The sequence below is a fragment of the uncultured Succinatimonas sp. genome, from assembly GCF_905203285.1.
Taxonomy (GTDB): domain Bacteria; phylum Pseudomonadota; class Gammaproteobacteria; order Enterobacterales; family Succinivibrionaceae; genus Succinatimonas.
This window is the reverse complement of sequence record NZ_CAJKVK010000052.1, coordinates 1-14,477: the sequence shown is the minus strand read 5'-3', so window position 1 is coordinate 14,477 and position 14,477 is coordinate 1. Positions and strand designations below refer to the sequence as shown.

The window sequence follows — 14,477 nt, the reverse complement described above, 5'->3', positions numbered from 1 at the left end:
TTTCTCTTTTATTTTTATCTAGAACAGCAGAGTTTGGGTTAAAATAAAGGCTCCGCAAGGAGCCTTTAATCTATAAAGAAATCTTTTATTACTATGACAAAGCAACATCAAGACAAACTAAAGCAAACTTTTCGACAAATGGATAAGGAAGCTTTTAGTACTTTTATAACAGCAGTGATCATCACTGTATATTTCTGGCTTACGGTATTCATTTTTAAAGATGATATTTCCCTAACTTTATTCTCGATGCCGATATGGTTTGTTCTTTCATGCATCGGAGGCTATATTCTTTCAGTCATAGCCGTAATCGTTTTAGTGCGCAAATTTATGAAAAACTTTTCTTTAGCCGATTTTGATGATGAACATGAACACCATTAATCTGCAGACTTTTATTCCGGTTCTGTTATTTTTATTTGTTTTACTGTGCATCGGCTTTTATGCCGCACAATCAGTTAAAAATAAAGGCGATTTCCAAAAGGAATATTTTTTAGGCAGCCGTAATCTTGGCGGTGTCGTACTTGCCATGACTTTAATCGCCACTTACGGATCCGTCAGTTCTTTCGTGTCGGGTCCGGGTATTGCATGGGATCTTGGACTTGGCTGGGTTGTTTTTGCCGCACCGCAAATTATTACCGGATTTTTAATTTTAGGCGTTGTAGGTAAAAAAATGGCAGTGCTCTCCCGCATTACCGGCTCACTTACCGTAATTGACATTATTCATAAACGCTTTGACAGCAAAACCCTATCTTTGCTGCTTGCTTTAGTATTACTTATTTTCTTTACAGCAATGACCGTCGGACAATTTATCGGCGGAGCCCAGATCTTTGCTGCAATAACAGGTCTTGATTACAAAGCAGGATTAATATTATTTGCTGCAGTAACCGTGATTTATACATCTGGCGGCTTTAAGGCCGTAGCTTTAACCGATGCAGCCTGCGCCATTTTAATGCTGACGGGCATGTTTTTACTTGGCGGTATAATTTTTGATGAAGCAGGCGGTCTTGACTCAATTATGGGTAAGATCTCATCAGTTAACCTAAATACCTCAGGAGTAAGCCGAAACCTTCTGCCAAATGCTGACGGCGCTCTTCCCTATACCCTTCTTTTTTCCGCTTGGATCTTGGTTGGCTTCGGAACTATCGGCTTGCCGCAATCCCTGGTCCGCTGCATGAGCTATAAGCAAACGTCAGATCTGCACAGAGCAATGATTATAGGAACAATCATCTGCGGAGCTTTAATGATCGGCATGACGCTTCTTGGTGTGTTTGCCCGCGCCGTTATTGAAGAATTACCGCCAAACGGTACGGATAGCGTAATTCTTACTCTTATCGTTACTAAAATGGATCCGATCCTTGCAGGCATTACTTTAATCGGACCTCTTGCCGCAACCATGAGTACCGTAAGCTCTTTATTAATAGCTGCAAGCTCCGCTGTAATTAAAGATATTTACGGAACATATTTTGGTAAAAATACCGCTGATCATTCAGGTAAAATCCGTCCCTTATCCATCATTACCACTTATACGGTAGGACTTATTGCCCTTTTATTGGCGTTATTTCCGATGGATATTGTCGCTTGGGTGAATATGTTCGCTTTCGGCGGATTGGAAACGGCATTTTTAATGATCATACTGCTGGGACTTTTTTGGCAAAGAATGAATACATTAGGCGCGTTTCTAAGTCTTGGTGCAGGATCGATTTCCTATATAATCGCAATGTCTTTACACCTTAATTTCTTTGGTTTTCATAACATTGTAGTCGGTCTGTTCTTTGCTACCATTTTTGCAATAATCGGCAGTTATATCGGTAAAAGCAATGATGAAAAGATTCTAAAAACTTTCTTTCCTCATAAATACTGATCTGCAAAATAACGTTCATATCAAAAATATAATTAAATTGACAAAATTTCTCGATATGAACGTTTTAATCCTAAGATTTTTTTATTAAATTATTTTGCTTGAAAACTCTTTCTATATTCTTAATCTCAGCCCTTTTACTATCAAGCAAATAGAATGGATAGAACAACAAGATACAAAATCAGAAATAATTTAAATTATATCCTGCAGCATGATGCAACAGGCGGCATCATTATGATTGTTCTTACAATCATAGCTTTAGTGTATCAAAATTCACCTTACGCCTTTAATTACCGCAAAATCCTTGAAATCAAAGCCGGTTTCGTTTTTGGCGATTATTCATTAATAAAACCGATCCTGTTATGGATCAATGACGGCTTAATCTCTTTATTTTTCTTTAGTATCGGTCTTGAACTAAAACACGAGTTCATTGAAGGCCATCTATCGAAACCTAAAAATATTGCCTTACCTGCAATGGCGGCATTAGGCGGTATTCTTATGCCTTCATTAATATTCTTCTTATGTAATATCGGAGATGATTTTGCGCTAAAAGGCTGGGCAATCCCTACGGCTACCGATACAGCCTTTTCCTTGGCAATATTACTGTTTTTAGGCAACAAAGTTCCTTCGTCTCTTAAGATCTTTTTACTGTCGCTTGCGATTTTTGATGATATCGGAGCCATTGTTATCATAGCTATTTTCTATACGGCAAAATTATCAGTTATAGCTTTATGTTTTGCAGTTTTATCCATAATTGGTCTGTTATGTCTAAATCTTTTCGGAGTTAACCGTAAATCGCTGTACTTTATTTTCGGCACTTTTTTGTGGCTGTCGATTTTAAAAAGCGGTGTACATGCAACATTAGCCGGAATTATCACCGCTTTCTTTATTCCGTTAAAAAAACATGACGGTTCACCGCTTGTGATGGAAATTTATGACAGCTGTAAAGTATGGATAGCCATTATCATCCTTCCTTTATTTGCTTTTGCCAACGCCGGTATCGATTTATCCGGAATTACTGTAGACAAACTTTTTTCGGGAGTTCCGGTAGGAATTTTTCTCGGACTCTTTTTAGGAAAGCAAATCGGCGTATTTTTGATGTCGTATCTCTGCGTTAAGGCAGGTCTTTCACAAATACCTGAACAAGCAACGTGGAAGCATATCTATGGAGTATGCATACTAACCGGTGTCGGTTTTACCATGTCTATGTTCGTTGACGGTCTTGCTTATTGGGGAAGCTCGATTTTTGCTTACGCTGATTCTTTTGCAATTATCTTGGCATCCGTCTTCTCGGGAATTACCGGATATATATACTTACGATATTTTGCGGATAAACAAAGTTATATTTTGCAAAAAGTCATTATCCCTAAAATAATGACGTTAAAAGAGACAGGGAAAAAATTAAGAAAATAGAGCTCAAGATATGTCCATTAAGAGAAAACCGGAATAATCCGGTTTTCTCTATGATTAACTGCGATGCTTTTTAGGATGCTGCCAATTCAATGAGTTTTAACGTCATTCTGCAGGACTTCTCCAAAGCATCTATCGGCAAGAACTCTGCATAAGAGTGGAAATTATGGCCTCCGGTAAAATAATTCGGAGTTACCAATCCTTTTGCCGACAATGCAGAACCGTCAGTACCGCCGCGCATCGCGATGGTATTAGGAGTAATTCCCAATTCATCACAAGCCTTATACAGCATAGCGATAGGCTTATCGCTCGGCGTTACATTGTTGCTGATATTCTCATAGACATCTTCAATCTTGATGTCGATTTTTGCTCTTGGATACATTTCCTTAAGCTTATCGACACAAGCTAGAATGTATTCTTTTCTCTTCTGATAATTTGCCTTATCAAAATCACGAATATGAATATCTAAAGTGCAGAACAGCGGATCGGACTTGATTCCGACAAACCACCAATAACCGTCTTTCTTATCAGTACACTCCGGTGTTTGATTTCTATCAAACATTGAAACGAAATCATGAGCTACCAAAAGCGGATTTACCAATACGCCTTTTGCAGACATCGGGTGTGCGCTTACGCCTTCAATCTTTAACTGAGCGGCGCCTGCGTTGAAAGTTTCATAAACGATTTCACCTACTGCGCAGCAATCGATGGTATAGGCATAGTCAGGATTAAAATCTTTTAAATCCAAAAGTTTTGAACCGCGTAAACCTATCTCCTCATCAGGAACAAACGCTACAAAAATATCACCGTGCTTAACTTCATGATGCTCTTTTAAATAAGCAAACGCTGACATGATATTTGCGCCTGCAGCTTTATTATCTGCGCCCAAAACCGAAGTACCGTCAGAGAAAATAATCTTCTGTCCAACGTAAGCATTAAGCTCGGGATGTTCACTTAACTTAATGGAAATTCCTTCCTTTTCATTAAGAACAACATCACCGCCCTTATACTCAATAATCTGCGGTTTTACGACCGGGCTTAAAGCAACATCTACGGTATCAAGATGAGAAACAAATCCGATAGCATCGGCTTTGCAGTTGCCTTTTAAACGAGCGGTTAAAATGCAATGCTCATTTAATTTAATATCTTCAAAACCGAGATCCGCAAGCTCGCCTTGCAAAAGGCGAGCATATTCCCATTGCCCTTCGGAAGTCGGAACCTTAGTACCTGCTGCGTTTGATTGACTTGAAATCTTTACGTAGCGGATAAAGCGTTCCACTAAATCATTTTTTAATTCCATAAATAATCCTTTTCCTTAAACTTTAGGCGGATAGTCAAAACCGCTGTTAAAGCCGATAGGAATACCGAGAATCCAGTATGCATACAATACTACGGTTAATACAATTAACAACGCAATGGTATACGGGATCATCATAGAGCACAAAGTACCTACGCCGGTGGCCTTAGCGTATCTCTGGCAATACATAATAAGCAAAGGATAGAACGGGAACAGCGGGGTAGCAACGTTTACGGCACTGTCACTGACACGGAATGCAGCCTGAGTAAGCTCAGGAGAAATTCCGAGCATCATCAGCATCGGAACGAAAATGGTGGATAAAATCGCCCATTTTGAAGTTGCTGAGGTAATAAGAATATTAAGCATGCCGGTAAGGAAAATAATACCGAACAAGGTGATTCCTGAAGGCATACCCAAATCTCTTAAGAACTCGGCACCGGAAATTGCCAGCAATGCGCCGATGTTTGACTTGCCGAAAACATACAGGAACTGAGCGGCAAAGAAGCAGAACACCATGAATGACAAGAGCATATGCATGATGTTTTCCATTGCTTTAATTACATCGGTAGATGATTTAAAGGAGCCAGAACAGATACCGTAAACCACGCCTGGAATAGAGAAAAACAGGAACAGGAACGGAACCAAGCCTTTCATGACCGCTGACTGAGGAGAAGTTAAACTTCCGTCAGGAGCACGAAGCAAAGAATCCTCGGGGATGCACAATAAAACATAGATTCCGAAAAAGACCAAAGCGGCAATGGTAGCCTTTATAAAAGCCTTGTTTTCTTCAGGAGTAATAGGTTTTAAAGTTAACTCAGGATCGTCTTTTAATTCAGGATCAAGCGGCATGGTGAGCTTCAAGCGCGGCTCAACTATCTTATCGGTTACATACCAGCAGGCTGCGATAACAAAGATAGTTCCGCCTAAAGCATAAAAATAGTTGCAAAGTACATTTACCTGATAATCAGGATCGATGGTATGAGCTGCGGCCTGAGTAAATCCCTGCATTACAGGATCGATGATTGACGGAGTAAAGCTTGCAGTAAATCCGCCAGCCAATCCGGCAAAGGAGCAAGCAATACCTGCCAAAGGATGTCTGCCGCAGGCGTAGAACATCAAAGCAGATACCGGCATTAACACCACGTAAGCTGAGTCGGATGCGATATGGCACAAAATTGAAACTACGATAACAGCCGGGGTAAGAATTTTTTTAGGGGTAATACCGAGCAGCTTCTTGAGCAAAACACCGATATATCCGCTTCCTTCTGCAATACCTATACCTAAAGTAGCAACAATAGTGATGCCCAAAGGAGGGAATGCCATGAAATTACCGACTGAAGAAACAAAAAGATCAAGCAGGTTGACAGGAGCCAACATGTTCAAAATTTCAATCTTCTTACCGGTATTAGGATGAATATAATCAAAATCAACAAAGGAGAGAGCGAAGGAAACCAAACAAGCAATGATAAATGCGTAAATAAAGAGCATGGTAATGTGAGGTAACTTATTACCGAGTCTCTCAACAGCATTTAAAAAGCGGTTCAATCTACTAAGCTGCGGTGCGGATGTATCTGTCATAAAAACCTCGTAAAGATTTTACGCATAACGCATCAAGTCATGTCATTGAAAAAACATTCTGCAAAAACAGAAATCTGAAAAAACAGAAAACATTTAGCAAAAAGTTTTTTCAATCAAGCAGGATCGTTTTACAAAAATATCGATATATTTCAAGATGTTAGCAAACAAACACTCGAAATAATTGTATAATTATACATTTAAAGAACTTCTAAATGATCAAAAAAGCTCCATATTCATGCATTACAGCGTTTTGCCGCACAATTTAAAAGCTTAAAGCACTATTTTTGTGCAGTTAAAATCTGGCAGAGATTTTAGTATTGCAAATATGTGAATCCTTTCAGGGCAATTACGTAAACGTTTCTGTATACTTACCTGACTTAAGCTAAACTTTTTTAAAATACAAAAGTGATTTTTGATATGAGTGAAAATAACTTAAAAACCCCTGAAGAATTAAAAGCAGAAAAAGATGAAAAAATCCGTAAAAATTTAAGGCTAATCGCCATCTTCGTAGCTTTATGGTATTTCATCTCCGCAGGCTGGGGCTGGTATGAAGAAAAGCAAAAAGAAGAAGCTCAGCAAGAAGTCGCAGCTCTTTTGCAGTCTGAAAATACCATATATAACGCAGTAAAAGAAAATTTATCCCATGTCTCGTCCTTTAACGCAGATTCGGTTCTTTTCCTTTCAGACGGTATCACGCTTAAAACCGTTCTTGATGATGAACAAAAAATAAACGGTATCACTGTAAGCTTTCCTTGTGCCGACAATTTTGATGATAAAACATACGATACGGTGTTTTCTTTAATCAAGACTTTAGAGCGCGGCGAACAAAAAAGCGATCCTGCTGAAATCATGGAACATTTAGAGTTAAAGAAAGGAAATAACCTTAATCTTATTAAAGAAACTGTTATACAAAGTCCAATCCTTTCTTATGATTTAAAGAAAAGCTCTTTAAATGATCTAAGCTTAAGCATCACCTTGCGTTAAAAATAAGGAGCAAAAATGAAAGTCGGAATAATGGGAGCAGGAAAAATTGCCGCGACCATGGCCCAAACCATAAACGGCATGCAGCATCCTGAAGTTGAACTTTATGCCATAGCCTCGCGTACGCTTGAAAAAGCCCGTGATTTTGCCCAACAGCACAATGCTGCAAAAGCTTTTGGCTCCTATGAAGAGATGCTAAAAGATCCTGAGGTTGACCTCATCTATATTGCAACTCCCCACTCCGAGCACTACTCCAATATTAAATTATGCATTAAATATAAAAAGGCCATGCTCGTTGAGAAGGCTTTTACCGCAAACGCAGCTCAGGCTGAAGAAGTATTGGAACTTGCCAAAGCCAATCATGTTTTTATTACTGAAGCGATTTGGACAAGATATATGCCGTCAAGAAGCATTATCGATAAATTGATTGAAATCGGTACTATCGGTAAAGTGCATTCAATTCAGGCAAACTTGGGCTATCACATTTTCCAGAAGGATCGGATTTTCAAACCGGAGCTGGCCGGCGGTGCTCTTCTTGATATCGGAGTTTATCCGCTTAATTTTGCGTTAATGGCTTTTGGTCATGACGTGGCAAAAATTGAAGGCAGCTGTGTAAAATCCGATACCGGCGTTGACTTTATGGATAATATCGCAGTCACCTTTAAAGACGGAAAATTTGCTTCTTTGCACGCAACCTGCATGGGCCCTACCGACCGTATCGGCTTTATATACGGTGAAAAAGGCTATATTGCCGTAACTAATATAAACAATCCCGAAAAAATTGAAGTTTTTGACACCGATCATAAGCTTGTTCGCGTCGTGCCGATTCCTCAGCAGGTAACCGGTTACGAATACGAGGTATTGTCCTGTCTTGAAGCATTAAAAACAGTAGCCCCTGAATGCAAAGAAATGCCTCATCAAAAGACTATTGAAGTTTTAAAACTTACGGACACTTTAAGACGGCTTTGGGGTATTCATTATCCGTTTGAGTGTTCACCTTAAAGAAGGTGAAGCTTCTCACGCTCAAGACTCCTATTGGTGGAGATAGTGGCGCAGAGCAGTCCACCTGACTTTGGTGTACAATAAAATAGGCTTATTGTACAGACTGAACCGCAGGACTTGCGGGGATAGCTCGTTGATACAGGTGCCGACAGGCGTCTTGAGCGAGAAGAAGCCCCGCCTTCTTGAAGTCGGGGAGTAAGTCACTGTATAATTCACGCTGTTTTTGGTGCCCACTGGGCGTTTTATTAACATTTTTTGATTTTTTTATGGCAAAAGAAGAAAGCATTGAAATGCAGGGTACCGTTCTTGAAACCCTGCCGAACACCACTTTTCGCGTACAGCTTGAAAACGGACATATCGTAATGGCCCACATCTCCGGCAAAATGCGTAAAAACTACATCCGCATTTTAACCGGCGACAAAGTTACCGTTCAGATCACCCCGTACGATTTGACCAAAGGCCGCATTACTTTCCGCGCCCGCTAATTTTCTAAAACATTGTTTAATCCTGACTATACTTTTCATAGTCGGGATAGTTTTTTATTGCCTTTTTAACCAAATTATTTGATCTATTAGGCAAAAATCGAAAATATTATCTCCCTTTTGATTAAGATCAATCCACTTTTTAAAGCTTTGTCTTATGCTGTAAGAAGACTTTGGGGGATTTTCTTATGTCTATCAAAAAAGCCTTTCGAATTAAAAGTGAAATCATAAATTTTGATGATGTAACTTCCTTGCTTACTTATCTTGATCTTAATAAAAACGATCTTCTTCTTACTGAAAGCCGTATTTTTGATAAATATCTTGAAAATAAAGTCAAAGATGCCCGCGTCATAATTCGCGACGACTACATATCACACGGACCAAATTCAGAAGAGCTCATTGAAAAGGTTGCAGCAGAATCGGGAGCTCAATGTTCAAGAGTAATCGGCATCGGCGGCGGAGCCGTGTTAGATCTGGCAAAACTCTTGGCTCTTGAAACTGCAGTTCCCGTTAAAAATCTGTTCGCACAAAATATTCAGCTCCATAAAGCCCGTGAATTGATTTTAATTCCGACGACGCCCGGAACAGGATCTGAAGTAACGCAGTTTTGCGCTGTATATGTTCCGGATTTAGGTGCTCAGTTTATTTTAGATGATGAACTTTTGTGCGCTGACAAAGCGATACTCTGCCCTGAGTTTTTATCCGGTATCCCGCTTAAAGTCTTAGCCGCAAGTTCTTTTGATGCCTTCGTACACGCTTTTGAATCATATCTATCACCACTTGCCACTCCTTTTTCTCAAGCTTTGGCAAAAGATGCCATGCAGAAAATTCTTGAAGTGTGGAAGGACGTAACGAGTCTTGGTGCTTCAGATCTTGAAAAAAGCTATAAGCAATTGCAAACTGCCGGCACTCTTTCCGGTTTATCTTATGCAAACGCCGGCTGTGCCGCTGTTCATGCCCTATCTTATCCTTTGTCGATAAGATTGAAGATCCCTCACGGTGAAGCCAATTATCTCGTTTTTAACGAAGTACTTAAAATTTATGCGGCTAAAAACCCTACCGGCGCACTTGGCGATATTGAGGAAATAATTGCGGCAACTCTCAATTGCACTAAAGAAAACGCTTTAATTAAAAGCGATAATCTGTGCGGAACGCTGATGCAGCGAAAACCGCTTTCAAGTTACGGCATGAAAGAAAATCAAATCCTTGAATTTACCGACATGGTTTTAACCCGTCAGCATATGCTGATTGCCAACGGTTATGTTCAGCTTACCGTTGGAGAAATAGCTAAAATTTACAAGGATTTACTGTAAAGTAAGACTCCCGCCTTTAACGAAAAAGGCGGGATATTATTAACCTAAAAGCAATGTAGTAAGAGCCAGGATAACAAATAAAAGTGCCGACAATCTGTTTAAATAAAAACGGACAGTCGGACTTTTTACTTTAGCGGCAAGAGCTCCCGCGCAAAAGGCTACGGCGGAAAAAACCAATAATGTTGCGGCAATAAATGTGATGCCCTGAATTACCATCTGCAACACCAAATCCATGCCCTGAGTACCTTTTGCGACAAATTGCGGGAAAAAGGCTAAAAAGAAAATCTGAACTTTAGGATTGGTAATATTCATAATAAGACCGCGGCGCCACAACATCAGTCCGGTCTTTTTCGTTCCGCTGCCTGACGTTATTTCATCTTTAGCATGAACCCAGGCTTTATAGGCTAAATAAAAAAGATACAAAGCACCTGCAAGCTTAATGGCAAAAAACAAAGCGGGAATTGCCGCTACCACAGCCGCAATACCGCATGCCGCGCACAGCGTCTGAATGACAAGTCCTGAGCATAAACCTAGTACTACGATAATTCCGGAGCGCGGACCGTATATGGCGCTTTGAGATAAAACAAACAAATTATCAGGACCCGGTGCCATTGCTAAAACGATGGAAGCGGCACAAAAGGCGGTCCAGACCGAAAAATCCATTTTTTGTCCTTATATAAAAACCTTAACGATTTTTCTGCCAAAAGCGCGTCATGCCTCGCTCTAGTATCCAGTCTCGGCCTTCTTTTTGCATGCTGCGCCGCATTTTAAAAAAGCTTTTTAAAAGTTCCGAGCATGCATCTTCAAGCACCCCGCCTTCAACAGCAATTTTATGATTATGTCTTGAATCGATAAGAACGTCAAAAACAGATCCGCAAGCGCCCGTTTTCGGATCTTTTGCACCATAAACAAGCCGTTTTAACCTGGCATGAATCAATGCACCAGAGCACATACAGCACGGTTCTAAGGTTACATACATAGTAAGATCGGTAAGACGGTAAGTATCAAGCACTTTACCGGCATCGCGCAGTGCAACGATTTCAGCGTGAGCGCAAGGATCGTTATCGATAATTGTTCGATTGCAGCCTACAGATACTATTTCATTTGCCGCATTGACAATGACGGCGCCTACCGGGATTTCGCCTAAATCCCAAGCATGACGTGCCTGACTTAAAGCAAGCGACATAAAGTATTCGTCATTAAGCTCTGCCACTAAAAACTCCAAAGCGCAAATTTATACATAAATGCAGCAAAATAGGCAAACAAAGTTAAGATTAAAAGCACGAACACACATGCAGATCCCAAATCCTTTGCTCTACCCGAGAGTTCATGATATTCATTGCCGATGCGGTCAACCACGGCTTCAATTGCCGAGTTAACCAGTTCAAAAGCAAGAGTAAGCCACGGAAGAATAATTAAAAGCAAAAGAACAGCCAAATCGTCAGCAAGATAAAAAGACAAAAGTGTAAGAGGAATCGCTAAAAACAGTTCCTGACGCACCGCGGCTTCATGCTTAAATCCTGCTTTAAATCCTTTAAAACTATAATAACCTGCATTTAAGATCCTTCTTAAACCGGTAGCACCGGGCTTTGCCATTAAAGTAACCTCACGCCTTCTTTTGCCTTGAAAATTTCAATGTAAATTATCTTTTTAGGCAAAAACAAAATCAAGCCGCAATTTTAAGCAGAACTAGAACAAATTTAAGAAAAAAACCGATAAATCATGTCAAAAGAGCCTAAACTAAGAAAAAACATACAAACATTAGGAGTTAAGAATGCCTACTACAATTAAAGACGATCATTTTAATGTGCTTGCAACCTTCGACGGACGAAAGTTAATTGATCCGCATTTTAAAACCATCGCAACTTTTGACGGTAAAAAGCTGCAGGATCCGCATTTTAAAACCCTTCTAACCTTTGACGGCAAAGATATCAAAAACGCCAAGCTGCAAAAAATAGCCTCTTTTGACGGAAAGACCTTAAAAGACAATCATTTTAAAGCTATTTGTACATTTGACGGCAGTGTTCTTAAGGATGCTAGATTTAAAGTTCTCGCCAAAACCGACGGACACATTAATATCGCAGTCCTTGCTTATTTGCTAAAACTGCTTGATTTGTCCTAAGTCTACACTAGGCTTTAAGAAGTAAACTAAAAAAAGCTTACCACAAGGAGTTTTTATGCGCCGTACTTATATACCTCTTGCAATAATACTTGCCGCATTATTTGAACAGGCACAGGCTGCAGATCTTGTCGTCACAAAAACAGTTGAGAGATCGGAAATTACTCCGCCTTCGGTATGCTTTTTATTTAATGATCTAATGCAAGGCTCTAAAAGCGAATCAAACCTTGAAGGATTCATCGAACTATATTCCGGTAAAAAAGAGTTAACCGCAGTTCCTTCTTTAAATGACAATGCTCTTTGCCTCAACTCCTTAAAGCACGGTACCACCTACACGGCAATATTAAAAAAAGGTCTTGCATCTAAGAATAATTTAAAATTGCCATCCGATGTCAAAAAGACTTTTACTCTTGCAAAAGCCCCTTCTTCTTTAACCTTAGAAAAAGGCAACGTAACGACATTAAGCGATCCGACAATAACCCTAAATACCGTAAATCTTAAATCCGTTAAACTTTATTTATACAAATTATCCTTATCTGACCTTAATGCCCTTGATCTTTACCGTTACAGCGTTGAGAACATTTCACGCTACGAAATAGCCGATCTTATAAAAAATCACGGTATTTTAGTTTTAGAAAAAGAGCTGCGCTTAAACGGTCAGTACAATGAAAAGCTGCAAAGTACGATTAATATAAGCACATTGACAAAAGATTTAGATAAAAGCGGATTGTATCTTACCGTTGCCGCGCAACAAGACTTTGACATAGACGATCAAAACGATCTTTTTAATAATGACCTTCTTTATCAAGGCAAAATCATTGCCGTATCTGATTTGGGATTAAGCGTGTATAAAGGTTCGGACGGACTTTATGCGGCTATAAAAAGCTTTAAGGACGCAAAACCTATAAAAGATGCAAATTTAACTTTATTATCACGCAATAATACGGCGCTTTATGAAACCAAAACCGACCATGAAGGCTTTGCTTTTATTCCTCGAAACTATCTTAACGGAAAAAATGCCGACGCACCTCTTGCGCTTATCGCAGCCAAGCGCAATGACGTCTTTGCAGTAGATTTACGCAAAAGCCCTCTTTTTCTTGAAGGCAATGACGGTCAAGATGTAAGCGCTTTACCCTATAACTGTTATTCTTTTACCGATCGCGGCATCTACCGTCCGGGAGAAAACGTTCACTTTAACGCGATAATTCGTGATGAACACTTTAAAGCCCTGCAAGGAAAGACATTTACCTTAAAGGTTATCAATTCGCGTGGTGTTAATGTAGAAAATATCGTGCTTAAAGACCAAGGAGTGGGTTATTACTCCTACGACTATCAATTACCGAGCGAGGCATCGCGCGGTCTTTGGACATTTAAACTGTATTCAGGTAATAAACTGCTTAAAAATTTATCGATAAACGTAAACGAATTCGTTCCCAATCTTATAACGGCAAAATTTACCGATGTACCGCAAAAAGCCGGCATCAATAAAAATACCGTAAAAATTAACGCATCCTATAATTACGGATCCGCAGCAGAAGATCTTAAACTTTATCCGAGCATTTATTACTCGGTTGACAATCATCCTTTTGCCGCATTTAAAGATTACCACTTCTCCATTGATGCAAAAGACAGCCCTAACTTTACCCGCTTTAACAATTTACCTAAATCAATAACAGATGAAAAAGGCAACGCTTCTTTTAAGATTGGTGTTTATGACAATAACGTTCCGCAAAAAGCTGCAGTAAGCGTCAATTTAATTGCCCCGAACAATCAAAACATCACTTTAAATAATGAAGTCAAAATTGACTTTTCACATAATATAATCGGAATCAAAGAAACGCAGTTAAATGCTGATGAAAAGAATCTTGCTTTTGTTTTATGTTCAAAAGAAGGCAGCAGCGTTATCGGCAGCGGAAGCTATACGCTTTATAAAGAAAATATCGACTATCAATATGTGTTTGCCGACAACCGCTGGCAATTTAAGCAAATCGTGTCAAAAACTCCTGTTTCCTCAGGAAAACTTGATTTCAAAGACACAAGCAATCCTTTAAATTTAAACGTTAAGCTTAATGACGGTTCCTATTTAATTGAAGCACAGACCGACGGAGTATTAACGAGCCTGCGTTTTTATCAGGGTTATTCTTCTTATCTCACGCCTGAAAGCCCGGAGCGCTTTGTTTTAAGCTCAGATAAAAAACAATATCAAAAAGGTGACAATGTTACTTTAAATTTTGAAAGTCCTTACTCCGGTTCTGCAGTTTTGGCTCTCGGCAGCAAAAGCGTCAGCAAACTCCAGAATATAGAAGTTAAAAAAGGACATAATTCTTTTACTTTTAAATTAAGCGATGATTTTTATCCCGGCACTCATGCCCTGCTGACAGTTTTTTCGGTTGATAAAAACCAAAACCCGCGCCGTGCAATAGGTCTTAACTATCTTCAA

General features: G+C 39.6%; 14 protein-coding genes. 9 read left to right on the top strand and 5 right to left on the bottom strand.

Annotated elements, in window-relative coordinates; all coding sequences use genetic code 11:
• Positions 1-138: 138 nt before the first annotated feature.
• The 3 genes from QZ019_RS06480 (at position 139) to nhaA (ending at position 3,268) form a co-directional block, all read left to right on the top strand.
• Positions 139-378: a YhdT family protein gene (locus QZ019_RS06480; RefSeq protein ID WP_294565553.1), complete on the top strand. Its 240-nt coding sequence runs from the start codon at positions 139-141 to the stop codon at positions 376-378.
• Positions 365-1,858 (top strand): sodium/pantothenate symporter, encoded by a 1,494-nt coding sequence (gene panF / locus QZ019_RS06475; protein ID WP_295483385.1) that lies wholly within the window; start codon positions 365-367, stop codon positions 1,856-1,858. Before QZ019_RS06480 ends, panF begins: the two co-directional genes overlap by 14 nt.
• 153 nt (positions 1,859-2,011) lie before the next feature.
• Positions 2,012-3,268 (top strand): Na+/H+ antiporter NhaA, encoded by a 1,257-nt coding sequence (gene nhaA / locus QZ019_RS06470; RefSeq protein WP_295483382.1) that lies wholly within the window; start codon positions 2,012-2,014, stop codon positions 3,266-3,268.
• A gap of 70 nt (positions 3,269-3,338) precedes the next feature.
• Here nhaA and pepT read toward each other — a convergent pair whose 3' ends face one another.
• Both pepT and QZ019_RS06460 read right to left on the bottom strand, forming a co-directional pair.
• The gene (pepT, locus tag QZ019_RS06465; RefSeq protein ID WP_295483380.1) at positions 3,339-4,565 is read right to left on the bottom strand and encodes a peptidase T; all 1,227 of its coding nucleotides are present in this window, start codon (positions 4,563-4,565) and stop codon (positions 3,339-3,341) included.
• Between the two features lie 15 nt (positions 4,566-4,580).
• The gene (locus QZ019_RS06460) at positions 4,581-6,140 is read right to left on the bottom strand and encodes an AbgT family transporter (RefSeq protein ID WP_294565541.1); all 1,560 of its coding nucleotides are present in this window, start codon (positions 6,138-6,140) and stop codon (positions 4,581-4,583) included.
• A gap of 417 nt (positions 6,141-6,557) precedes the next feature.
• Here QZ019_RS06460 and QZ019_RS06455 point away from each other — a divergent pair, with 417 nt between their 5' ends.
• The 4 genes from QZ019_RS06455 to QZ019_RS06440 all read left to right on the top strand — a co-directional run bounded on the left by QZ019_RS06455 (position 6,558) and on the right by QZ019_RS06440 (position 9,918).
• Positions 6,558-7,124, top strand: coding sequence for a hypothetical protein (locus QZ019_RS06455; RefSeq protein WP_295483377.1), 567 nt, complete (start codon positions 6,558-6,560; stop codon positions 7,122-7,124).
• Positions 7,125-7,139: 15 nt separating this feature from the next.
• Complete coding sequence (locus QZ019_RS06450; protein ID WP_295483374.1) at positions 7,140-8,123, top strand: Gfo/Idh/MocA family oxidoreductase; 984 nt, start codon at positions 7,140-7,142, stop codon at positions 8,121-8,123.
• A gap of 266 nt (positions 8,124-8,389) precedes the next feature.
• Positions 8,390-8,608: a translation initiation factor IF-1 gene (infA, locus tag QZ019_RS06445; RefSeq protein WP_009143043.1), complete on the top strand. Its 219-nt coding sequence runs from the start codon at positions 8,390-8,392 to the stop codon at positions 8,606-8,608.
• Positions 8,609-8,793: 185 nt separating this feature from the next.
• A complete protein-coding gene (locus tag QZ019_RS06440; RefSeq protein WP_295483370.1) occupies positions 8,794-9,918 on the top strand; it encodes an iron-containing alcohol dehydrogenase in 1,125 nt (374 codons plus the stop codon).
• 39 nt (positions 9,919-9,957) lie between these two features.
• Here the strand turns inward: QZ019_RS06440 and QZ019_RS06435 are convergent, their stop codons facing one another.
• From QZ019_RS06435 to QZ019_RS06425, 3 genes are read right to left on the bottom strand one after another with little or no spacing between them, the layout of a single operon-like run.
• The gene (locus QZ019_RS06435) at positions 9,958-10,581 is read right to left on the bottom strand and encodes a LysE family translocator (protein ID WP_295483368.1); all 624 of its coding nucleotides are present in this window, start codon (positions 10,579-10,581) and stop codon (positions 9,958-9,960) included.
• Positions 10,582-10,603: 22 nt separating this feature from the next.
• A complete protein-coding gene (gene tadA, locus QZ019_RS06430; protein WP_295483366.1) occupies positions 10,604-11,131 on the bottom strand; it encodes a tRNA adenosine(34) deaminase TadA in 528 nt (175 codons plus the stop codon).
• Positions 11,131-11,514, bottom strand: coding sequence for a diacylglycerol kinase (locus tag QZ019_RS06425; protein ID WP_295483364.1), 384 nt, complete (start codon positions 11,512-11,514; stop codon positions 11,131-11,133). Before QZ019_RS06425 ends, tadA begins: the two co-directional genes overlap by 1 nt.
• Before the next feature lie 178 nt (positions 11,515-11,692).
• Between QZ019_RS06425 and QZ019_RS06420 the strand changes: the two genes are divergently transcribed.
• Positions 11,693-12,040 (top strand): hypothetical protein, encoded by a 348-nt coding sequence (locus QZ019_RS06420; RefSeq protein WP_294565519.1) that lies wholly within the window; start codon positions 11,693-11,695, stop codon positions 12,038-12,040.
• Between the two features lie 55 nt (positions 12,041-12,095).
• Positions 12,096-14,477 (top strand): MG2 domain-containing protein (locus QZ019_RS06415; protein WP_295483361.1); only part of this gene is annotated, 2,382 nt, incomplete at its 3' end.